This is a genomic window from Actinoplanes sp. NPDC020271, from assembly GCF_044388125.1.
Lineage (GTDB): Bacteria > Actinomycetota > Actinomycetes > Mycobacteriales > Micromonosporaceae > Actinoplanes.
Genome location: NZ_JBIRWQ010000001.1, coordinates 148,798 through 170,409 on the forward strand (window position 1 = coordinate 148,798; position 21,612 = coordinate 170,409).

Consider the following 21,612-nt stretch of genomic DNA (forward strand, 5'->3'; position numbering starts at 1 on the left):
TCGTGATGCCGGACGCCGGACTGTCCCGTCAGTCGACGATCTACCGCGCCGGCGTACTGGGCCGCCGCCCCCTGGTGCCGGCCGACTTCGCCGAGCTGGAACGCCGCGCGCAGCGGGCCAGCACCCCCGAGGCCTGGGCGTACGTGGCCGGCGGGGCGGGCGAGGGCCGGACCATGCACCGCAACCGGGCCGCGTTCGGCCGCTGGGCGATCGTCCCGCGGATGGCGGCCGGCGCGGTCGGCCGGGACCTGTCGGTCGAGCTGCTCGGCACCCGGCTGCCCAGCCCGCTGCTGCTCGCCCCGGTCGGCGCCGCCGCGCTGATGGGCAAGGACAGCGACGTGGCGATCGCCACCGGGGCGGCCGGGACCGGGACGCCGTACATCTTCTCCAACCAGGGCTGCAATCCGATGGAGGAGTCCGCGGCGGCGATGGGTGACACCCCGCGCTGGTTCCAGCTCTACTGGAGCTCCGACGAGCGGCTGGTCGACAGCCTGATCGCGCGGGCCGAGGCGATCGGCGCGGGCGCGCTGGTGGTGACCCTGGACACGACCGTGCTGGGCTGGCGGCCGCAGGACCTGAACCTGGGGTCACTGCCGTTCGCGAAGGGGCTGGGGATCGCTCAGTACACGTCCGACCCGGTGTTCCGGGAGATCGCCGCCGAGCGGGCGAAACAGCCGGGGGAACGGCCGAGGGTGACGCTCGGCGCGATCCGGGCGCTGATCGCGATGGCCCGCAATCACCCCGGCCCGTTCTGGGCCAACCTGCTCTCGCCGGCCCCCCGGGCCAGCGTGGAGACGTTCCTCGACGTCTACTCCAACCCCGGATTGAGCTGGGACCATCTGGCCACGCTGCGGGATCGGACGCGGCTCCCGGTCGTACTCAAGGGGATTCTTGATCCTGAGGATGCGCGGCGGGCGTTCGCGCTCGGGGTGGACGCGATCGTGGTGTCGAACCACGGCGGGCGGCAGGTGGACAACGCGGTGGCCTCGCTGGACGCGCTCGTGGCGATCCGGGAGGCGCTCGGGCCGGAGCCGGCGCTGCTGTTCGACAGCGGCGTCCGCACCGGCGCCGACGTGTTCACCGCCCTCGCCCTCGGCGCCGACGCCGTGCTGCTCGGCCGCCCGCACCTGTACGGGTTCGCGCTGGCCGGCGCGCACGGCGTCGCCGAGGTGATCCGCAACGTGGTGGCCGAGCTGGACCTGACCATGGCCCTGACCGGCGCCCGCACGATCGCGGACATCACCCGGGAAACGGTCACCCGGGTCCCGGGCTAGCCGATCGGGTTCCAGCCGTCCGAGCCGGCCAGGTACTTCTGCGGGGTGTAGTTCGCGGCCTGCGCGGCGGTGAGCTGCGGGCGCTTGCTGTTGGTGGTCGCGCCCGCCCCCGTGTTCGCGTACTCCTTGAAACGCGCGTTCTGCCACAGGTTGCCGGACATGTCGATCCACGGCTGGGCGGTGGCGATCGTCGCGCTCAGGCTGGTCTCGCGGAAGACGACCTGGCCGGCCGGGCGCCACGGCCGGCCGAGCTGCGTGGTGTTGCCGGTCTTGCCGGTCACCGTCGATTTGTAGAACAGGAAGCCGTACGTCTGGGTCGCCGGCGTGCTGGCCGCGGTGATCGGCCCGCCCGTGGTCCGCTTCTCGTAGATCTTGCAGGCGTTGAAGACCGCGGTCCCGCCGCCGAAGATGAAGTCGACCGTGCCCTCGATGTACGCGCCCGCGAAGTACGCCCGGGCGCCCTCGTTGACCAGCAGCGTGTCCTGGTCGCCGAGCAGCTTGACCGAGTTGAACTGGGCCCGCTGGCCGTCGACGCGCAGGGCCACGGCCTGCGTTCCGCTGGTCAGGCCGGTCTCGTCGAAGTCGTTGGCGACGGTCAGGTTCCGGGCCAGGAAGTCACTGCCGTAGACGTACATCGTCGGGGTGGAGAACGTGCCGTAGGTGGCGGCGCCGCGGTTGTTGACGATCACCACGTCGTTCGCGGACGTGCCGCCGCCGACCAGCGAGAGGTGCGACTTCGTGGCCGGGATGGTCACGATCTCCCGGTAGGTGCCCGGCTTGATGGTGATGGTTCCGCTGGTGGTGGCGTCGACCGCGGCCTGGACGGTCCGGTACTTGCCGGTGCCGTCGGCGGCCACGGTGTACGTGGTCGTGGTGGCCGCTTCGGAGGGGAGCACGGCGTACGCGATCACGGCCGCGGGGACGGCCGCGAGCAGGGTCGCCACGGCGACCTTGCGGGATGTTCTGGACAAGACGACGTTCCTTTCGGGGAGCAGCCGCCCTGGGGGGAGGACGGCTGTTCGGTAGATGCGGGCACGCTCCCACGGACAACAGAAATCTCGGAAAGTTTTTTTGACGGCTTTCCCGGGCGCGTGCCACGATACGGCCCGGCCGCGGGACTGTTCACGTTGTCGCAGCCAGCAGCCCCAAGTCAATGACCTACATCAATACAACCTGGCGGGGCGGGACGGTGGCGAAGCTTCAGACGGCGGTCACGTGGGACACCATGCGCCTGGTCCGCGACGCGCAATCCGGCGATCTCGGCGCCCTCGATCAGCTCGTCACGGCGTACCTGCCGCTGGTCTACAACGTGGTCGGACGGGCCCTCGACGGGCACCCGGACGTCGACGACATCGTCCAGGAGACGATGCTCAAGGCCATCCGCGGTCTGGGTGCCCTGCGCCAGCCCGACCGATTTCGATCATGGTTGATCGCCATTGCGTACCGCCAGGTCCAGATGCATCTGCGGTCGCGCAAGATGACCCTGCTGCGCCGCCATCCCGAGCCCGTCGACGTGCCCGACCCGGCCGGCGACTTCGCCGAGTCGACCACCGCCGCGCTGGTCGTCGACGAGCAGCGCCGGGAACTGGCCGAGGCCGGCCGCTGGCTCGAGGACACCGACCGCGAGCTGCTCGCACTCTGGTGGCAGGAGGCGTCCGGGGAGCTCACCCGGGCCGAGCTCGCCGCCACGCTGGGCGTCAAGCCCAAGCACGCCGCGGTCCGGGTGCAGCGGATGAAAGCGCAGGTGGACCTGGCCCGCGGGGTGGTCCGCGCACTGCGGGCCAGGCCGCTCTGCCCGGACCTGTCGCAGCTGGTGCGGTTCTGGGACGGCACCACCGACTCGGTGTGGCGCAAGCGCCTGGCCCGGCACGTGCGGGCCTGCGCGCAGTGCCGGGCCCGCCGGGGCGGGCTCGTCCCGCCGGAGCAGCTGCTGCTCGGCGCGGTGGCGCTGCCGGTGCCGATCGCGCTGACCGCGGCCCTGCAGGCGGCGATCCACAGCGGGTCGGCCGCGCCGGCGGTGGTGACCGCGGCCAAGGGGACCGCGCTGGTCGCGGCGCTGCAGAACAAGGTGCTGGTAGCCGCGACGGCGACGGCCGTGGTGGGTGGCGGGTTCGCATATGCGGTCTACCACTCCCCCGCGGACCCGGACGCACCGTTGTCCGCCGCGCCACCCGTGGCGACCGCGACCACCACTGCTCCCACCCCCCGCGCATCCGTCACCACCGCAGCGCGGAAACCAGCAGCGGCGACCAAGGCGGAGATCTACGTCTCGCCCTCCGGGGCGGACAGTGGCGACGGCAGCGCGGCACACCCCTACGCCTCGCTCGGCAAGGCGGTCACCGTCGTGAAACCCGGCCAGACGATCGCGCTGCGCGGCGGCACGTACAAGGCCGCAAGTCCGATTCAGATCGCCACGAACGGGACCGCCGCCAAGCGGATCACGCTGCTCAACTACGACGGTGAGCGCCCGGTCCTCGACATGTCCGGGATCCCGGCGGACAAGTGGGCGATCACGCAGACGGCCGCCTACTGGACCGTCCGCGGACTGGAGATCACCGGCGCGCCCGGCCAGGCGTACGTCTGCAGTGGTTGCCGGAACGTCGTCTTCGAACGCCTCTCGATCCACGGCAGCGGCAGTGCCGGCCTGATGCTGCGCGACCCCGGCACGGTGGGCAACCAGGTGCTGAACAGCGATTTCGCCGACAACAAAGGGTCCGGGCTGGCCGTGCAGTTCGGCGACGGCGGCGGGAACCAGCTGCGCGGCAACCGGGCGTTCCGCAACGGCGGCGACGGGATCAACCTCGGTGACTTCAAGGACGCGGTGACCGTGCAGTACAACTGGTCGTTCCGCAACGGCGCGAACGGCTTCGCGGTCGGCGGCGGCACACCCTCGGTGACGGCCACGCACACGATCCGGCACAACGCGGCGTGGAACAACAGCGGGCACGGTTTCGTCGACGAGGGCAACACGGCGGCGCTCACGCTGGGCAACAACACGGCGTACCGGAACACGGGTCTGGGTTTCGCCGTCACGACCGCCCCGGCGACGCTGCGCTACGACGTGGCGGTCGAGAACACCCAGGGTGATCAAGGACTGTCCGCCGGAGCCAAACAGACCCACAACTCGTGGCAGGGCGAGGCGGTCACGTTCCGGTCCGCCGATCCCGAGGTCGCCGAGGGTTCCCGTACGGCCGGCGGCGCGCTGCCCAGCACCACGTTCCTGGCGACGACGAACGGCGCCGGCGCGTCGATGACCGGCTGATGATCGACTGCCCGACCGCCGGCGCGGGCACACCGGTCGCCCTGCACTCCGCGATCACGGTGATCCCGGCCCAGGCTGCCCGGCCTGCTCCTGCACGTCGCGGTGGCCCGGCCCGGGTTCGTGCGGGGTGCGCCCGGCGCGGCGCCCGCTTCCCGTTCACCCCGCGCGGTCCGGTGCTCCCGCTCCGCTGACCGGGATGCGGTACGACGGATGGGGCTCGGTGTCCGGCTCCCGCGTCGGTCCGCCGGCCGCGGTGGCTCGGAGCAGGAACGACGTACCCTCGGCGCTGTTGATCCGCAAGCCCAGGGGGGCCTTGCCGCGCGCGGCGGCCGGCCCCAGATCGCGCAGCGCGCACAGCTCCCAGGTGCGGAAGGCGTCCGGCCGGGCGACGTCGAGGAGTTGCGCGGCGAAGACCACGGCCCGCGACGCGCGGTGCGAGGGCGGGGGAAGGTCTTCCGGTACGGCCATGGCCGTCTCCCCGGCCCAGACCGCACCCCAGAGGTACGCGAACGAACCGGTCCCGTAGCGCAGCCGCAGCCCCGCCGGCGACGGCCCGCCGGGCGTGGCGTCGGTGCCGAACCGCTCCACCGCGGCCAGTTCCGGGTGACCGCTCGCGACATGGAGTTCCTGCAGGACGTCGAGCACGTGGGCGAGTTGCACGGCAGTACTCAACGGCGCCCGCCGACGGGCCGGACGCCCGTTCTGTGCGACACGGTGGGGGCGTACCCCTAGGGGTGGCCACCCGGGTTCATGCTGTGGCTTGTGCGCTTCCTCCTCAACGTTCTCTGGTTCATCTTCGGCAGCGGCTTCCTCATGGGCCTGCTGTACGGGTTCGCCGCCCTCGTCTGCTTCGCCCTGGTCGTCACCATCCCGTTCGGGATCGCGGCGGGGCGCATCGCGCTCTACTCGCTGGCGCCGTTCGGCCGGACGGTCGTCGACCGCCCCGGCGCCGGGGTCGCCTCCGGCCTGGGGAACGTCCTCTGGGCGGTCCTGTTCGGCTGGTGGATCGCACTGCACCACATCGTGATCGGCATCGCGCAGTGCGTGACGGTCATCGGCATCCCGTTCGGGATCGCGAACTTCAAGCTGGTGCCGGTGGCGTTCTGGCCGCTCGGCCGCGAGATCGTCGACGTACCCTGACCAGAAGCGGGGTTTGACAATGGAGATCAACGGCATCTTCAGCGCCATCATCTTCGGGCTGATCATCGGCGCGCTGGGGCGCCTGGTCCTGCCCGGCAAACAGAACCTGCCGATCTGGCAGACCATGCTCGTCGGCGTCGTCGCCGGGCTGGCCGGCACGCTCGTGGCGTGGGCCCTCGGCGTCGACGACACCGACGGCATCGACTGGATCGAGCTGGCCCTCCAGATCGGCCTCGCGGCGATCGGCGTGTCACTGGTCGCCGGGCGGCGTCGACGCCTTTGAGGGACGCTGCGGCACGGGCACGGTAGGTTTTCGGTCATGGCCCGCGTACGCGCCGCACTGTATCTGGACTTCGACAACGTGTTCAGCGGACTGATCAAGCAGGACCCGGACGTGGCGATCCAGTTCGCCAAGGACCCGGCCGCGTGGTTGGTCCGCCTGACCACGTCGCTGACCGTCGACGGCCCGCGCCGCTGGCTGATCCTGCGCTGCTACATGAACCCGGGCGGCTGGGTGCCGAACCCGGACACCGAGGCCGCCCAGCCGCGGCTCTACTACTCGCAGTTCCGGCCGTTCTTCGTCAACGCGGGGTTCGAGGTGATCGACTGCCCGCGCCTGACCCACACCAAGAACGCCGCCGACATCCGGATGGTCGTCGACGCCGTGGACGCGCTCGCCGACCCGGTCACGTTCGAGGAATTCGTGATCGGCTCCGGGGACTCCGACATGACACCGCTGCTTCTGCGCCTGCGGCGGGCCGACCGGCGTACGACCATCGTCTCGCCCTCCGACGCGGCGGAAGCGTTCACCGCCGTCGCCGACCGGCTGATCACCAGCCAGGAGCTGCTCGAACTCGTCCAGGGCGAACCGGTGGAGAGCGACGAGGCGCCGGTCGGCCCCGGCCCGGTCTCCTACGACCAGTTCCGTGACCTGGTCACCTGGCGGTTCGACTCGGCCGCCGGCCCGCTCAACCTGGCGTCGCTCGCCCACGACCTGCGCCGCCAGCTCGGCCCCAGCGTCGACGAGACCAGCTGGTTCGGCAACGGCGGCTTCGTGCGCGCGCTGGAAAGCCTGAACCTGCCCGACGCGAAGTACTCCAACCACTTCCTGTGGGACTCGTCGCGCCACGACCCGCCGGAGTCCGGCGTCAGCACCGGCCCCGCGCCGGAACCGGTCGGCCGCCTGTCCGCCCTGCTCAGCCTTCCCCGGCTGGCCAAGGAGATGTGGCCGCCGATCTACCAGTCCCTGGCCGAGTACGCGGCCGCGCACCACTTCAACCTGACCGAGGCGACCCGCTGGGCCCGCGACCAGCTCGCGGCGCAAGGGGTCGACGTGAGCCGCAGCGCGATCGCGTTCGTCACCCGGGGCACGGCGTTCGGCGGGGCGCCGCTCTACCGGCAGCCGCCGCCGCAGGCCGCGGAGATCGCGTCGGCGTTCGCGGACAACGTGCTGAACCGGGCCGAGGCGGCGGCGATCGCCCTGTCCGAGGACGAGATCGCCGAGGTCCGCGCCTGGCTCGGCGCCTGACCCGTCGTCCCGTTCGACGCCGGCGGGTTGTCCACACTGAGCGGTTGTCCACAGGCGGCCGGCATGATCTTGGCGTTTCGCACGACAATGTCCGTGGGTTCGCCCCCCGGTGGTGGGTGGGGGCTGGTTGGTGGGTGCGGGCCGGCTGGTGGGTGCGGGCCGGCTGGTGGGCGGCTTCCGGTCAGAACAGAGCCTTCGCCGCCGCGGTCCAGGTGGCGACCAGGTCGATCCCCGCGGGATCTCGCAACCACTGGATCTGCAGGCCGTCCATCAGTGCCATCACCTGCCGGGCCAGGATCTCCGGATCCGGTACGCCTTGAGCCCGCGCCAGCAGCGTCATCGCGGTGATCGTGCTCTTCTGCCGGGCGTGGAAGTACTCGTGGGCCGGATGGTCCGGTGCCAGCGACTCCGCCTCCAGCACCGCGAAGAGCCGGACGATCTCCGGCTGGGCGGCGTTGCGGCGCACCAGCGCGAGACAGATCTCCGGCAGCGGGACGACACCGGGCAACTCGGCGACCGGCCGCCCCAGTTGCTCGGCCAGCGCCCGGTGGTCCTCTTCGTCGCGCAATTCCAGGACGGCGACGAGCAGGTTGTCCTTCGAGCCGACGTGGTGCAGCAGGCCGGGCACGGTCAGGCCACAGCCGTCCGCGACGTCCTGCATCGACAGGCCCCAGAAGCCGCGCTCGGCGATCAGCCGGGTCGTCACGTCGAGGATCTGCCGGCGGCGCTCGGCGGCCGGCAGCCGGGTCCGGTCCCGGCGTCGCGGCGGTGCGGTGTTCACAGATTGTTCCCATCGAACGGTCTCTTGCCCACGGCCCGGGACGAAGTTACGTTACCAAGTAGTTAATACCTACTAGGTACTCAGTAAGGGCGGCCGAACCCATGACATCCGAGCTCAGCGTTGCTGATCAGGCGGCGCTCACCAGCGGCAGCGACTTCTGGCACACCACCGGGGTGGAGTCGGCCGGGCTTCCGGTGATCACCGTGACCGACGGGCCGCACGGGGTGCGGATGCAGGCGACCGAGGGTGATCTGCTGGCCGGGGTGCCGGCGACCTGTTTCCCACCGGCCGTGGCCAGTGCCTCGGCGTGGGACCCGGAGCTGCTGCGCCGGATGGGTGAGGCGCTCGGCGACGAGTGCCGGGCGATGGACGTGGCCGTGCTGCTCGGCCCGGGCGTCAACCTGAAGCGCAGCCCGCTCGGCGGTCGCAACTTCGAGTACTTCTCGGAGGATCCGATCCTGACCGGGGTGCTGGCCACCGAGTGGGTGCGCGGCCTGCAGAGCAAGGGGGTCGGCGCGTCGCTGAAGCACTTCGCGGTGAACAGCCAGGAGACCGACCGGATGCGGGTCAGCGCCGACGTGGACGAGCGCACGCTGCGGGAGATGTATCTGCGGGCGTTCCACCGGGTGGTGACGAAGGCGCAGCCGTGGACCGTGATGTGCGCCTACAACAAGATCAACGGGGTGTACGCGAGCGAGCACCACTGGCTGCTCACCGAGGTCCTGCGCGACGAGTGGGGGTTCGAGGGGCTGGTCGTCTCCGACTGGGGCGCGGTGGTGGACCGGGTCGCGGCCGTGCGCGCGGGGCTGGACCTGACGATGCCCGGGCCGGACGCGGCCGGCGACCGGGCCCTGGTCGACGCGGTCGAGGCGGGGACGCTCGACGGGGGCGCCCTGCGGAAGTCGGCCGAACTCGTACGGGAAATGATCGTGAAGGCCGGGAAGCGCGAAGCCGGAACCTACGACGCGGCCGCGCACCACGCCCTGGCCCGGGAGATCGCCGGGCGGGCGATCGTGCTGCTGAAGAACGACGGCGGGCTCCTGCCGCTGCGCGCCGAGGGGCAGTCGATCGCGGTGCTCGGCGAGTTCGCGCGCACGCCGCGCTACCAGGGTGGCGGCAGCTCGCAGATCACGCCGACCCAGTTGGACGACGCGCTGACCCAGATCCAGGCGTCGACCAGCGCCGCGGTGACGTTCGCGGCCGGCTACGACGACCCGGCCGAGGCCGTCGAGCTGGCCCGCGCCAGTGACGTGGCTCTGGTCTTCGTCGGCACCGTGCACGAGACCGAGGGCGCCGACCGGGACTCGCTGGACCTGCCGGCGCAGCACCTGGCGCTGATCGAGCGGGTCGCCGCGGTCAACCCGAACACGGTCGTGGTGCTCTCCAACGGCGCGGTGCTGCTGACCAGCCCGTGGGAGTCGCGGGTGCCGGCGATCGTGGAGGGGTGGCTGCTCGGGCAGGCCGGCGGCAGCGCCGTCGCCGACGTGCTGTTCGGGCGGGTCAACCCGTCCGGGCGGCTCGCCGAGACGATCCCGGTCAAGCTGGTCGACCACCCGTCCTACCTGGACTTTCCCGGGGAGCACGGGCACGTCCGGTACGGCGAGGGGCTGCACGTGGGTTACCGCGGGTTCGACGCGCGCCAGACCCCGGTGGCGTACCCGTTCGGGTTCGGGCTCTCCTACACGACGTTCTCGTACGGTGCCGTCTCCGGTGCCGGTCTCGAGATCCGGGTTCCGGTGACGAACACCGGGGCGGTCGACGGGCGGGAGGTCGTCCAGGTCTACGTCAGCCTGCCCGGGTCGACGGTGCAGCGGGCGCCGCGCGAGCTGAAGGCGTTCGCGAACGTGCCGATCGCGGCCGGCGCGACGGTCGAGGTCGTGCTGCGGGTCGAGCGCGAGGACCTGGCCTACTGGGACACCCGGCTCCAGCGGTGGATCGTCGAGGACGGGGAGTACGTGTTCGAGGTCGGCGCCTCGTCGCGGGATCTCCGCGCCTCGGTGACCCGGCACGTCGACGGGGACGAGGCGCGGGTGCCGCTGACCGCGGACTCCAGCGTCGGTGAGTGGTTCGCCGACCCGCGTGGCGCCTCGCTGCTGGGCGAGCTGTTCGCCGCGGCGGCGGCCGGGGCGGGCGACTCGACGATGGCGGCGATGGCCTCCGACCCGGGCATGCTGCTGATGCTGAACAGCTTGCCGCTGTCCCGGATGGCGATGTTCCCGGGGAGCCCGTTCACGGCAGACGCCTTGACCAATCTGATCAAGGCTGCCAACGAATAAGGCCTTGAGCTGCTCAAAGTAGCCGTCCACCTTATGGTGGGCGGCCACTTTGCTGTAACGGGTTGCCATAGTGTGCGTCGCACACTATAGTTCGTGACATGACAATGGATGCGACGCTGGCGGGGCATCTGCAGGAGTTGCGGCGCGGCACCGTGGTCGTCGCGAGCCTCACCGTTCTGCGCACGCCCGGCTACGGCTACTCACTGCTGGAGACCCTGAGCCGCGCCGGCTTCGAGGTCGAGGCGAACACGCTCTATCCGCTGCTGCGCCGCCTCGAGGCGCAGGGGCTGCTGACCAGCGAGTGGAACACCGAAGAGGCCCGCCCGCGCAAGTTCTACCGGACCACTGAGCAGGGCGACGCCCTGGCCGCGACGCTGCGTGGCGAGTGGGCCCGGCTCGACACCGCAATCGGGGATCTTTCGACCGAGACCATCATGGGGAGCGAGAAATGACCGACCTCGTCGATCGTTACGTGTTCACGGCACTGCGCCGGATTCCCGAGCAGCAGCGCGACGACATCGACCGTGAGCTGCGCGCCTCCATCGAGGATGCGGTCGAGGCGCGCATCGAGGCCGGGGCCAGCCGGGAGGCCGCGGTCGAGACCACGCTCACCGAGCTGGGCGATCCGGAGCGGCTGGCCGATCGGTATGCGGGCCGCCCGCAGTATCTGATCGGCCCGGAGCTGTTCCCGGCCTGGCGGCGACTGCTGAAGATCCTGCTCTGGACCGTGCTGCCGCTCGTCGTCACGGTCGGGGTGGTCGTCCAGATCTTCGACGACCCGGACCTCGGCAAGATCATCGGTGGGGCGGTGTCGGGGCTGCTCACCGTCGGAGCGCACCTCTGCTTCTGGGTGACGCTGGTCTTCGCGATCGCCGAGCGGACGAATAAGCGGATCAAGGTCGGCTGGTCGCTCAAGGACCTTCCGCGGTACGAGGCTCAGCGCGCCGGCGTCGGTCAGATGCTCACCGGGGTGGTGTGGGTGGTGCTGCTGATCGCGGCGCTGGTCCTGCAGCAGTTCGCCTTCACCGACGTGCCGCTGCTCGACCCGGCGAACTGGGCGTTCTGGTGGCCGGTGCTGATCGCGCTGTTCGTGCTGCGGGCGTTCTACTACGTCTGGGTCTACCGGGTGGGCGCGACGACGCGAACGGTCGCCGTCGTCAACGCGGTGCTCACCGTGGCGTGGGCGGCGCCGCTGGTCTGGCTGCTCGCCGGCGATCAGTTCTTCAACCCGGCGTTCCACGGCTTCCTCGATCTCGAGGGTGGGGACTTCCGCGGCTGGTTCAACAAGGGCATCCTCGCCCTGGTGGTGATCAGCGCGGCATGGGACGTCGTCGACACGGCGCTGCGGGCCGGGCGGGCGCGGCGCGGGTTGCCGGGCAAGGTTCCCGGCACCGGCGGGAGCTACGACTTCAGCTGATCCCGCCTACGTCCGAGCCCGCGTGAGCAGTGCCTGAATCCGGGACACCAGCTCGCGCGGGCTGAACGGCTTGGTCACGTAGTCGTCGGCGCCGGCGCTGAACCCGCCCTCGACGTCCTGCTCCTGGACCCGGGCGGTGAGCATGATGATCAGCATGCCGGCGGTGGCCGGGTCGGCGCGCAGCATGCGGCACACGTCGATCCCGGAGAGCAGCGGCATCGAGACGTCCAGCACGGCGAGCGTCGGGCGGTGGGCGCGGGCCTGCTCCACGGCGGCCTGGCCGTCCCCGACCGTGATCACCTCGAGGCCGGCCTGCTCCAGCTTGAACGCCACCAGATCCCGGATGTCGGCGTCGTCGTCGGCCACCAGGACCGTGGTCACGGCAGCTCCCCTCGATCGGCATTCAGCCTCATGAGCATATCGGCTTATCCACTCCTATATCGGGTTTTCACTGCAACCTGCCGGCAACCCGGGTGCGCCCGGTCTGCCACCCGGCGGGCGTGTGCTGATCCGCGTACCGCCACCGGCCATGGATCGAACGGGAGAGACCGATGACCGCGATGATCGATGACGTCCGTACCGAGGCGCTCTTCGTCTCCGACCTGCAGCGCTCCCAGGCCCCGACGGTCGAGGTGATCCGCGAGGCGGTCACCGCGACGGTCAGCCGGCTCGGCGAGAACGGCTGCGCCGAGCTGGTCGCCCAGGAGTTCGGCGAGCACCCGGACTGCGCGATCGGCCGCATGCGGTGGGCACGGTCCGCGGTCCGGCTCGCCTTCGCCGCCTGATTTCCGCAGTACGCCGTGCGGACGCGCCCATGACACGGCTGCACGGCGTACTGCGGAAGGGTCTCTCATTGCGGGAAACACGGGCGTGGGGATGGCGGCGGGCGTGGTGACGCGGTTAGGCTGCCGGACATGAACACGCGCTTGAGCATGTGGTGGCCCGCCTGACGGCGGCCACAACTCGCGCGTAAATCACCGCGGCCGCCTCGTCGAGGCGGCCGTTTCGCATGGGCCGGACCTCGGCGGCGCGGGCGCCCGGCCCGGAACGAGGAACCATGCCGCACCAGCCTTTCGCTCTCCTGCACCGCGACGGCGCCGACCACGTCGAAGTGCTCACCGGTGACGTGATCACCGTGGACACGCTCGCCGGCATTCCGCTCGAACCGGGGCGGCCCGTGCTCGCCGTGGTGCCGTACCGGCAGATCGCCGAGCGCGGCTTCGACTGCGTCGACGACGGGGCGCCACTCGAATGTCTGCTGGTGGCGAGCCGCGAGACCCGGCCGCTGAGCGATTTCCCCGCCGGTGAGCTGCGGGTCTCCGGTGGGCGGTTCGATCTCGGGGACGACGAGTACGGGACGATCGTCGAGGACGTGCTGCGCGACGAGATCGGGCACGGCGAGGGCGCGAACTTCGTGATCCACCGCGTGTTCGAGGCGACCGTCGACGGCGATCCGGTGGAGGCGGCGCGGGCCGCGTTCGGGCGGTTGCTGGCGAGCGAGCAGGGCACGTACTGGACGTTCCTGGTCCACACCGGCGCCCGGACGCTGGTCGGGGCGACACCGGAACGGCACGTCAGCGTGACCGACGGCATCGTGATGATGAATCCGATCAGCGGCACGTTCCGGCACGGCTCCGGCGAGCTGGCCGGTTTCCTGCGCGACCCGAAGGAGATCGAGGAGCTCTACATGGTCCTCGACGAGGAACTGAAGATGATGGCGACCGTGGCCGAGCACGGCGGGCAGGTCGCCGGGCCGTACCTCAAGCAGATGTCGCACCTCACGCACACCGAGTATCTGCTGGCCGGGCGGGGCTCGCTGGACGTGCGGGAGGTCCTGCGGGAGACCATGTTCGCGCCGACCGTGACCGGCAGCCCGATCGAGAACGCGTGCCGGGTGATCGCACGGCACGAGCGGCGCGGACGCGGGTACTACGCGGGCGTGCTGGCGCTCCTGGAGGTCGCCGAGGACGGCACGCAGTCCCTGGACGCGCCGATTCTGATCAGGACCGCGGAGATCACGCCCGGCGGGACGCTGCGGGTGCCGGTCGGGGCGACGCTGGTCAGGCACTCGACGGCTGCGGGCGAGGTGGCCGAGACCCACACCAAAGCGGCGGGCGTGTTGTCCGCTCTGGGGGCGGCGACCATTCCCGTACGGACCTCGCCCCCGCCCGTGGCCGGCGAGGAGGAACAGCGCCTGCTGGCCGGACGCAACGTGGACCTCGCCCGGTTCTGGCTCGACTCCCGCGAGGAGGGTGCGCTGGCCGTTCCGGCGTTGCGCGGGCGCACCGCGGTGATCGTGGACGGCGAGGACACGTTCACCGCGATGCTGGCGCACCAGTTCAAGGCGCTCGGGCTGGCCGTCACCGTGGTGCCGTGGTCCGCGCCGGTGCCCGACGCCGACCTGCTCGTGGCCGGGCCCGGCCCCGGGGACCCGTCGTCGGCCGACGACCCCAAGATGGTCGCGCTGCGCGGGATCGTGGCGTCCCGGCTGACGTCCGGTCGTCCCCTGTTCGCGGTCTGCCTGGGGCAGGAGTTACTAGCGTTGCACCTGGGGCTGTCGCTGTTCCGGCGCGAGCAGACGTACCAGGGGCTGGCCCGCGAGGTGGACCTCTTCGGCAGCGTGCGGCGGGTCGGCTTCTACTCCAGCTTCGCGGCGCGCGCCGCGGTGGCCGCGATCTCGTCGCCGTACGGGCCGGTGGAGATCGCCCGGGACCCCGCCGACGGCGCGGTGCACGCGCTGCGCGGGCCGGCCTTCGCGGGCGTGCAGTTCCACCCGGAGTCGGTGCTGAGCCGCGACGGGATCGACGTTCTTCGTGAACTTCTTCCGCCTTTGCTGGCCGACGTGGTTAGCCCGCTCGCGAACGGGTAGCGAATAGGCGTCGGTGGTCCAAGGTGATCGAGAGCCTCACCTTGGACCACCGACCCTTGTCGTGTACGGCCGGCGCCCCTTTACCCGCAGATCGTCGCTGGTGAGCGCGGCGGGCCGCCCCGGCGTTGTCCACAGGGGCTGGAAACCGCAGGTCAGAGCGCGAATGCTGGACGCATGACGACGTACCGGCTCACCCCGCGCAACGACCGGGCGCTGACCACGCTCCTCGACCGGCAGGACGGTCTGATCACCTGGCAGCAGGCCCGGCGGCAACTCAGCGACAAGGCCGTCCGCCATCGGGTCCGGACCGGGCGGTGGAGACGGGTGCACCACGGGCTCTACCTGACCCGGGCCGACGACACCGACCGGCAGCGCCTGTGGACGGCCAGCCTCGCCGCCGGCCACGGGCACCCGGCGCCGCTGGCCGGGGTGACCGCGCTGCGGCAATTCGGCCTCGACGGCGGCCTCCTGCCCGGTGACGCCCCGGTCCACGTGCTGGTGCCCGCCGGCCGGCCCGCCCGGCACACGCCACCCGACGTCCTCGTGCACCGCACCCGGCGACTCAGCAGCGTGGACGTGTGCCCGACAGCCGCGCCCCCGTGCACGACGGCGGCTCGCGCCCTGGTCGACGCGGTAGAGTGGGCAGCCGACGGGCTGGAGGCGATGATCGTGCTCGGCGCGGTCCACCACCAGCAACTGGTCAGCTCGGCCCAGGTCCGGCCGGTGCTGGCCCGCCTGCCCCGCCTGGCCCGGCGCGCCCTGATCGAGGAGACGGTCTTCGACGGCGACTGGGATCTCCCCCGGGTCACCTGACTCGTTGACCGGTTTACCGAACACTTGTCGGCGGGTAAGTCCGCACGGCGTCGTTGACCTCCGGAGGAAACCTTGGCCGAGCCGCACGTCACCCTCGATCCGCAGTCACTCAACCCGGTGGAGCAGAAACTGCAGGGCCCGCTGGAGGATCAGCTCAGCTCCGCCCTGCAGGCCGCCACGGTCAAGATCCAGCAGCAGTACGCCGGGGAGAGCGTCGAGCAGGTCACCGGCATGCTCCTGGAGCAGGCCAAGGCCGGCCTGCACCCGGACATCGCCGCCGGCTTCCACCCCGACCACGAACAACTGCGCCACGTGGCCGAAGAAATCGTCAGCCGCTCACACTGAGGAGAGCGCCCCGGATACTCGGGGCGCCTCCACCCACGTTCGTACGCGCCGGTGCGCTCGGCGCACTTTCCAACATCAGCGGTCCGCCACGGAGCGCGAACCCATCGGCTGAGCCGATTCAGCCAGGCCCGCGTCCGTTTTTCATCACTCGCCGATGAGCAAGCCGGGCGAATTTCTGCACCTTGTCGATTCCGGCAAATCATCGAGATGACGCTCGCCTGGACAGCGGATTGATCTCTTGTGGCACCTTCTGTCGGATTGCCGACGGTCACAGCACGTTTCGATGGTCCTTATAGTTGCCGCGGGGTCAACACCGCGAGACAAGGGGCCGCCGATGCATGTCGTTTCGGTGATGAATTACAAGGGTGGCGTCGGCAAAACCACCCTGACCGCGAACATCGCCGCCGAGATCGCCAACACGGGATATCGGGTCTTGATGATCGACCTGGATCCGCAGGCAAATCTCACTTTCTCCTTTTATTCCGTCGAGGAATGGACCAGCGAACTCCGCGAGACGCGCACTATCAAACGCTGGTACGACGGAGAGGTACCCGGGCGTGACGTTCCGCTCGAAGATTTGATCCTTACACCCGAGCGAGTCAACGAGCGGATCAAGGAGAACGCCGGGCAGCTGGACCTGATCGCGTCCCATCTCGGCCTGATTGACATTGACCTCCATCTGGCGAATCGGCTGGGCGGAACCACTCTCGCCGAGTCCAAGCGGCGGTTCCTCCAAGTCCATGCCTGTCTGGCCGAGGCGCTGCGGGCGGACCGCTTCCGCAGCTACGACGTGGTCCTCATCGACTGCGCGCCCAACTTCGGCCTGGTAACGAAGACAGCGATCGTGGCCAGCGATCACATCCTTGTGCCGGCCAAACCGGACTACCTGTCGACACTAGGCATCGCTTACCTGGAAGGCAGCGTGCAGCGTCTTGTGGAGGAGTTCAACGCCTACGTCGCCCACGAGTCCAGCAGCAGTCACGTCCGCCCGATTTCTCCGCGGTTCGCGGGCGTAGCCTTCACGATGACCCAAATTCAGGCGGGTAAGCCCATTCTGTTGCAACGAACGCAGATGGAGGAACTCCAGGAGGCCGGTGTCATGCCGGTTTTCGTGCCTTCGGTGCGCAACAGCCCACGCTACTTCGCGGAAGCTGGACCTTCCGGGATACCGGCCATCCTTCTTGGCGCCATAAATGACCCTGTGAGCATCGAGGTGCGCGCATTGACCTCGGCATTCGTCGCTACTCTGGCCGCTCAGGACGAGCGTGCATGAACATTGATCTGATAACCACGCTGAAGCTCCTGCACAAAGTTCTCGGCTTCCTCGTTCAACAAGCTCCCGAACATCTCCGCGACATAGCTGAGGGTCAGAAAACACTATCCCTTGCACAGCCGGAAACCATCTCACATCGCGAACCGGAAGTACCCGCAACACTCCCGGAAAATGTGCCTTCGAACGGCAGTTCGAACCAGCCGGAGCCACGAAAGAGCCGCACGCGAACAGCCGAGGATCATGAAACCGATTTCACCGCGGTCGCCGCCCGGCTCCGGAATTTTTCGTCCATTGAGCAAGGCGCCGAATATCTCGCCGGACTAAAGGCTAACGGCAGGAGGATCACCAAATCGAGCCTGGTGCGGATCGGCGCCGAAATGGGATTGACACTACGGGAGGGCGAGGGCTGGGGGCAGCTTCAACAGAGACTGGTGAATCACGCGATCGGGGCGAAGAAGAAATATGCGGGGTTGACCAAATGGTGACCACTGAGGAGGACCAGCCGGTCACCCGTTCGATGCACCTGATGGACGGTCGCCGAGTCACTTTGAGCGACCTGATCGAGGCAGGCCTGCTTAAAGTAGGTGAACAGGTCCGCTTCACCCGGCCTCGCATGAAGGCTTCGTACATCGCCGAGATCACCGAGACCGGTCGTCTCCGCCTCCACGACGGGCTGGAGTACCGGTCTCCGTCCCGAGCGGCGATGGTAGCGGCCAACATGCGGGCTGTGGACGGCTGGCACGCCTGGCTCCTGGAGTCGACAGGGAACTCACTCGACGCCCTGCGCCAGGAGTTGCTCGACCAGGCCGTCGCGACATCAGCGATGCACGACCGTCCTCATGATTCTGACGAATCGGCGACACGGCTCCACGAATGGCTGCGTTCCGCCCGGATCCGGGCCGAGGGCGATGTGCCTGATCGTGTTTCAGTGCGCGAGCTCCTCTCTCAGTGGGGCGCCAGAGACCGCGGGGATCACATCGCGCGAATCGAAGCCGATCTCGCGAACCATGGCCTCGCCACACGACCGAACTTTCGCGGTGTCACCCTGGACTCCGAGATCGCGATCATCACTGCTGCTCAGGAAGCCGAGAAGGAAGAGGTCAGTGAGGAGGCCGCCGACACCGCCCGTGTGCTCTCGGACGACCTCGACGACTCGGCGGAGCGTTACATCGGCCTCATGATCGGCAATCTTCCGTCGGCCCTGAACGGCGTCGCCTCGGTCGCACCCACCGCCTCGATGCAGGAGGCGATGACGAAGATGCTGCTGAACGATTATTCGCAACTGGCGATCCTGAGCGGCAAACACACGCTGCGCGGGGCGGTCACCTGGCAGTCGATCGCTCGGGCCCGTCACATCAACGCGGATGCCACGCTCGCCGACGCGACCGAGGAGGCCCGCGACGTCGATTACCGGACCGATCTCCTGGAGGTGCTGACCGACCTGCAGAAGCGGGGCTTCCTGTTCGTACGGAATGAGAGCAATGCGGTCGCGGGCATCGTCACTGCGGCAGACGTAGCCGGTCGATACGGAACGATGGCGAACCCGTTCATCCTTATCGGTGACCTGGACCGTCTGTTACGGCGAGCCATCGCCCGTGTGATCCCGCTCCTGGACGTGACGGCGCTGTGTGATCCGCAGGGCCGCAGGATCACCGGATACCACGACATGGCCATGGGCGATTACCAGCGCGTGCTGGAGAACCCGGCGCTCTGGGCTCGCATGGGGTGGGACCTGGACCAGAAAGCCTTCGTCTCCCGGCTGGCTGAGATACGCAAAATCCGTAATGACGTCATGCACTTCAATCCGGACCCGATACCGGTGAATGCCGTGGAACAGCTCCGAACCATCAACGGGGTCCTGCGCCAGTACACCGGCTGACTCGGTGAACTCAATCGGGCTTGTCGTGGAGGGTGAGGATGAGGTCGACGACCAGGGCGCTCCAGCCCGTCTGGTGCCACGCTCCGAGGCCGGCGCCGTTGTCGCCGTGGAAGTACTCGGGGAAGGCGATCAGGTCCTTCCAGTCCGGGTGGGTCTGGAACAGGGTGGTCGCGCCGTAGATCGGGCGGTGGCCGGTCTCGTCCGGGACGAACAGGCCGATCAGGCGACGGGACAGGTCGTCGGCGACCTCGGCCAGCGACACCTTCGTCTGTGACCCCGTCGGGTATTCGACGCGCAGGTCCTCGCCGTAGAACTCGGCGAACTCGCGCAACGCCTCGACCAGCAGGTAGTTGACCGGCATCCACACCGGACCGCGCCAGTTGGAGTTGCCGCCGAACAGGCCGCTGGTGCTCTCGGCCGGCTCGTAACCGACCGTGAAGTCGGAGCCGCCCAGCGACACCGTGAACGGTTTCTCCAGGTGGGCGCGGGAGAGCGTGCGCAGGCCGTACGGGGAGAGGAACTCCTCGGGATCCAGGAGACGCGCGAGGATCCGGAGCAGTTGTTCCTGCCCGACCATGCTGAGCAGTCGCTGGCGGCGGCGGTCGGCCCCGCCCAGGCGCCGGGCACTGATCACGTCGCCGTAGTCGGTCTGGCTGTGCAGCATCCACCGCACGCGCGCGTTCACCTCGGGCAGCCGGTTCAGCGTGTCGGAGGTGAGCCGGGTGGTGGCGGCGAGCGGGAGCAGCCCGACGATCGAGCGCGCCTTGAGCGGCACCTTGTGCCCGTCGGGCAGGCGCAGCACGTCGTAGAAGAAGCTGTCCTCGTCGTCCCAGAGCCCCTGCCGGTACGCCGCCTCGGCGATGTACGTGAAGTGCTCGAAGAACTTCGTCGCCATGTCCTCGTAGGCCCGGTCGTGCAGCGCCAGGATGATCGCCATGTCGAGCAGGTTCAGCGCGTACATCGCCATCCAGCCCGTGCCGTCGGACTGTTCGAGCACCCCGGCCACCGGCAGCGCCGCCGACCGGTCGAACGGGCCGACGTTGTCCAGCCCGAGGAAGCCGCCCTCGAAGACGTTGTTGCCGCCGACGTCCTTGCGGTTCACCCACCAGGTGAAGTTGAGCAGCAGCTTGTGCATCACCTTGGACAGGAAGTCGTAGTCACGGCCGCCGTCGATCTCGAAGACCCGCAGGGCGGCCCAGGCGTGGACCGGGGGGTTCACGTCGCCGAACGACCACTCGTACGCGGGAATCTGGCCGTTGGGGTGCATGTACCACTCGCGGAGCAGCAGCAGGAGCTGGGACTTCGCGAAGCCCGGATCGACGCGACTGATGCTGACGCAGTGGAAGGCCAGGTCCCACGCGGCGTACCACGGGTACTCCCACGGGTCGGGCATGCTGATCACGTCGAAGCTGTTCATGTGCCACCAGCCGTTGTTGCGGCCGAAGCGCCGGCCCGGCGGTGGCGGCGAGTTGGCCGGGTCGCCGACCAGCCACTGCTTGACGTCGAAGTGGTAGAACTGCTTGCCCCACATCAGCCCGGCGATGCCCTGGCGGGCCACCGCGGTCTCGTCGGGGGTGGCCGCGGCCGGGATGATCTCGCCGAAGAACGTGTCGGCCTCGGCGAGCCGGTCCCGCATCACCGCGGTCCACTCGTCGCCGAGGTCGAGCGGCGGCGCCGGCGCGTCGGTCTGCGCGAGGCGCAGCCGGATCGTGCGGCTCTCCCCCGGCCCGCAGGTGATCTCGTAGTGCAGCGAGCCCTTCGTCCCGACGCCACCCGGGTTCACCGTCGGCATGTCGGAGATCAGGAAATCATTGATCCCGTCCTTGGGGTACGGGCTACGACCCGGCAGTCCCCACAGGCGCTGCGCGTTGGTCTCGTTGTCGCAGACCAGGGCCGGCGGCGCCCCCTCGGCGTCGAGGGTGATGTGGCCGATCGAGCGGTGCCGCCCGGCGATCCGGCCCGGGGTGCCGCTCAGCGACGGCATCGGCCGGTTCGGCAGGCCCCACGCCCAGGTGTTGCGGAACCACAGCGTCGGCAGCACGTGCAGGGTCGCCTTCTCCGGGCCGCGGTTGGACACGGTGATCGCGATGCACATGTCCTGCGGGCCGGCCTTGGCGTAGTCGACGGTCACCGCCCAGAACTTGTCGGCGTCGAAGATGCCGGTGTCGACCAGCTCGTACTCGCTCTCGGTGCGCGTGCGCTGCCCGTTGACGCGGACCAGCTGGTCGTACGGGAACTCGGCCTGCGGATAGTGGTAGCGCCAGCGCATCCACGAGTGGGTGGGCGTGGAGTCCTCGTACCACCAGTAGTCCTTGGCGTCCTCGCCGTGGTTGCCGCCGTCACCGCCGAGGCCGAACATCCGTTCCTTGAGGATCGGGTCCTTGCCGTTCCAGAGCGCGAGCGCGAAGCAGAACGTCTGCCGGTCGTCGCAGATCCCGGCCATGCCGTCGTCGTTCCACCGGTACGCCCGGGAGCGCGCGTGGTCGTGCGGGAAGTAGTCCCACGCAGTCCCGTGCTCGCTGTAGTCCTCGCGGACCGTCCCCCACGCCCGCTCGGAGAGATAGGGACCCCAGGCGCGCCACGGTTGCTCGCCGGAGTCGGCCTGGGCCAGCCGATCCCGCTCCGACACGTCCGTTCTCACCATCCCCCACGATTTACTGTCAGGAGTCGATCACACTGAGACTGTCACGGTCTGGTGTCAAGTGTGTCGGCCTCGCCGATTCTTCCCCATGGGCGGAGGTTCCCTTCCATGTCC

At 69.5% G+C, this 21,612-nt stretch carries 20 protein-coding genes; 15 read left to right on the plus strand and 5 right to left on the minus strand.

The features are described from left to right. Positions 1-5: 5 nt before the first annotated feature. A complete protein-coding gene (locus ACH442_RS00615) occupies positions 6-1,274 on the plus strand; it encodes an alpha-hydroxy-acid oxidizing protein (RefSeq protein WP_396120425.1) in 1,269 nt (422 codons plus the stop codon). Here the strand turns inward: ACH442_RS00615 and ACH442_RS00620 are convergent. Continuing rightward, positions 1,271-2,245: a pectinesterase family protein gene (locus ACH442_RS00620; RefSeq protein ID WP_396120426.1), complete on the minus strand. Its 975-nt coding sequence runs from the start codon at positions 2,243-2,245 to the stop codon at positions 1,271-1,273. The genes ACH442_RS00615 and ACH442_RS00620 overlap by 4 nt on opposite strands. 218 nt (positions 2,246-2,463) lie before the next feature. Between ACH442_RS00620 and ACH442_RS00625 the strand changes: the two genes are divergently transcribed. Beyond that, complete coding sequence (locus ACH442_RS00625) at positions 2,464-4,536, plus strand: sigma-70 family RNA polymerase sigma factor (protein WP_396120427.1); 2,073 nt, start codon at positions 2,464-2,466, stop codon at positions 4,534-4,536. A 156-nt stretch (positions 4,537-4,692) separates the two neighbouring features. Here the strand turns inward: ACH442_RS00625 and ACH442_RS00630 are convergent, their stop codons facing one another. Continuing rightward, positions 4,693-5,196: a hypothetical protein gene (locus tag ACH442_RS00630; protein WP_396120428.1), complete on the minus strand. Its 504-nt coding sequence runs from the start codon at positions 5,194-5,196 to the stop codon at positions 4,693-4,695. A 90-nt stretch (positions 5,197-5,286) separates the two neighbouring features. On the opposite strand from ACH442_RS00630, the gene ACH442_RS00635 reads away from it, so the two are divergent. The 3 genes from ACH442_RS00635 to ACH442_RS00645 are packed head-to-tail and all read left to right on the plus strand — an operon-like array spanning position 5,287 to position 7,204. Beyond that, positions 5,287-5,676: a YccF domain-containing protein gene (locus ACH442_RS00635; protein WP_396120429.1), complete on the plus strand. Its 390-nt coding sequence runs from the start codon at positions 5,287-5,289 to the stop codon at positions 5,674-5,676. A gap of 19 nt (positions 5,677-5,695) precedes the next feature. Beyond that, positions 5,696-5,959, plus strand: a complete 264-nt coding sequence (locus ACH442_RS00640; RefSeq protein WP_396120430.1) for a GlsB/YeaQ/YmgE family stress response membrane protein — start codon at positions 5,696-5,698, stop codon at positions 5,957-5,959. 36 nt (positions 5,960-5,995) lie between these two features. Beyond that, a complete protein-coding gene (locus ACH442_RS00645) occupies positions 5,996-7,204 on the plus strand; it encodes an NYN domain-containing protein (RefSeq protein WP_396120431.1) in 1,209 nt (402 codons plus the stop codon). 181 nt (positions 7,205-7,385) lie between these two features. Here ACH442_RS00645 and ACH442_RS00650 read toward each other — a convergent pair whose 3' ends face one another. Then, positions 7,386-7,985: a TetR/AcrR family transcriptional regulator gene (locus ACH442_RS00650; RefSeq protein WP_396120432.1), complete on the minus strand. Its 600-nt coding sequence runs from the start codon at positions 7,983-7,985 to the stop codon at positions 7,386-7,388. A 101-nt stretch (positions 7,986-8,086) separates the two neighbouring features. Between ACH442_RS00650 and ACH442_RS00655 the strand changes: the two genes are divergently transcribed. From ACH442_RS00655 to ACH442_RS00665, 3 genes are all read left to right on the plus strand, one after another. Then, positions 8,087-10,261, plus strand: coding sequence for a glycoside hydrolase family 3 C-terminal domain-containing protein (locus ACH442_RS00655; protein WP_396120433.1), 2,175 nt, complete (start codon positions 8,087-8,089; stop codon positions 10,259-10,261). Between the two features lie 98 nt (positions 10,262-10,359). After that, positions 10,360-10,713, plus strand: a complete 354-nt coding sequence (locus ACH442_RS00660; RefSeq protein ID WP_396120434.1) for a PadR family transcriptional regulator — start codon at positions 10,360-10,362, stop codon at positions 10,711-10,713. Further along, entirely contained in the window at positions 10,710-11,678 is a 969-nt protein-coding gene (locus tag ACH442_RS00665; RefSeq protein ID WP_396120435.1) for a permease prefix domain 1-containing protein, read from the plus strand. The genes ACH442_RS00660 and ACH442_RS00665 overlap by 4 nt, the downstream gene beginning before the upstream one ends. 6 nt (positions 11,679-11,684) lie before the next feature. On the opposite strand, the gene ACH442_RS00670 is transcribed toward ACH442_RS00665, so the two are convergent. Then, positions 11,685-12,059 (minus strand): response regulator transcription factor, encoded by a 375-nt coding sequence (locus ACH442_RS00670; RefSeq protein ID WP_396120436.1) that lies wholly within the window; start codon positions 12,057-12,059, stop codon positions 11,685-11,687. Between the two features lie 170 nt (positions 12,060-12,229). Here ACH442_RS00670 and ACH442_RS00675 point away from each other — a divergent pair, with 170 nt between their 5' ends. The 7 genes from ACH442_RS00675 to ACH442_RS00705 all read left to right on the plus strand — a co-directional run bounded on the left by ACH442_RS00675 (position 12,230) and on the right by ACH442_RS00705 (position 18,857). Further along, positions 12,230-12,463, plus strand: a complete 234-nt coding sequence (locus ACH442_RS00675) for a hypothetical protein (RefSeq protein WP_396120437.1) — start codon at positions 12,230-12,232, stop codon at positions 12,461-12,463. A gap of 224 nt (positions 12,464-12,687) precedes the next feature. Next, entirely contained in the window at positions 12,688-14,547 is a 1,860-nt protein-coding gene (locus tag ACH442_RS00680) for an anthranilate synthase family protein (RefSeq protein ID WP_396120438.1), read from the plus strand. Between the two features lie 174 nt (positions 14,548-14,721). After that, entirely contained in the window at positions 14,722-15,360 is a 639-nt protein-coding gene (locus tag ACH442_RS00685; RefSeq protein ID WP_396120439.1) for a type IV toxin-antitoxin system AbiEi family antitoxin domain-containing protein, read from the plus strand. Positions 15,361-15,432: 72 nt separating this feature from the next. Beyond that, positions 15,433-15,705, plus strand: coding sequence for a hypothetical protein (locus ACH442_RS00690; protein ID WP_396120440.1), 273 nt, complete (start codon positions 15,433-15,435; stop codon positions 15,703-15,705). Between the two features lie 334 nt (positions 15,706-16,039). Next, entirely contained in the window at positions 16,040-16,978 is a 939-nt protein-coding gene (locus ACH442_RS00695; RefSeq protein ID WP_396120441.1) for a ParA family protein, read from the plus strand. Beyond that, positions 16,975-17,463 carry a hypothetical protein gene (locus ACH442_RS00700; RefSeq protein WP_396120442.1) on the plus strand — a complete coding sequence of 163 codons (489 nt, stop codon included), beginning with the start codon at positions 16,975-16,977 and terminating at the stop codon, positions 17,461-17,463. The genes ACH442_RS00695 and ACH442_RS00700 overlap by 4 nt, the downstream gene beginning before the upstream one ends. After that, positions 17,457-18,857: a CBS domain-containing protein gene (locus ACH442_RS00705; protein ID WP_396120443.1), complete on the plus strand. Its 1,401-nt coding sequence runs from the start codon at positions 17,457-17,459 to the stop codon at positions 18,855-18,857. The genes ACH442_RS00700 and ACH442_RS00705 overlap by 7 nt, the downstream gene beginning before the upstream one ends. A 10-nt stretch (positions 18,858-18,867) precedes the next feature. Here the strand turns inward: ACH442_RS00705 and ACH442_RS00710 are convergent, their stop codons facing one another. Then, complete coding sequence (locus ACH442_RS00710) at positions 18,868-21,501, minus strand: MGH1-like glycoside hydrolase domain-containing protein (RefSeq protein ID WP_396120444.1); 2,634 nt, start codon at positions 21,499-21,501, stop codon at positions 18,868-18,870. Between the last annotated feature and the right edge of the window lie 111 nt (positions 21,502-21,612).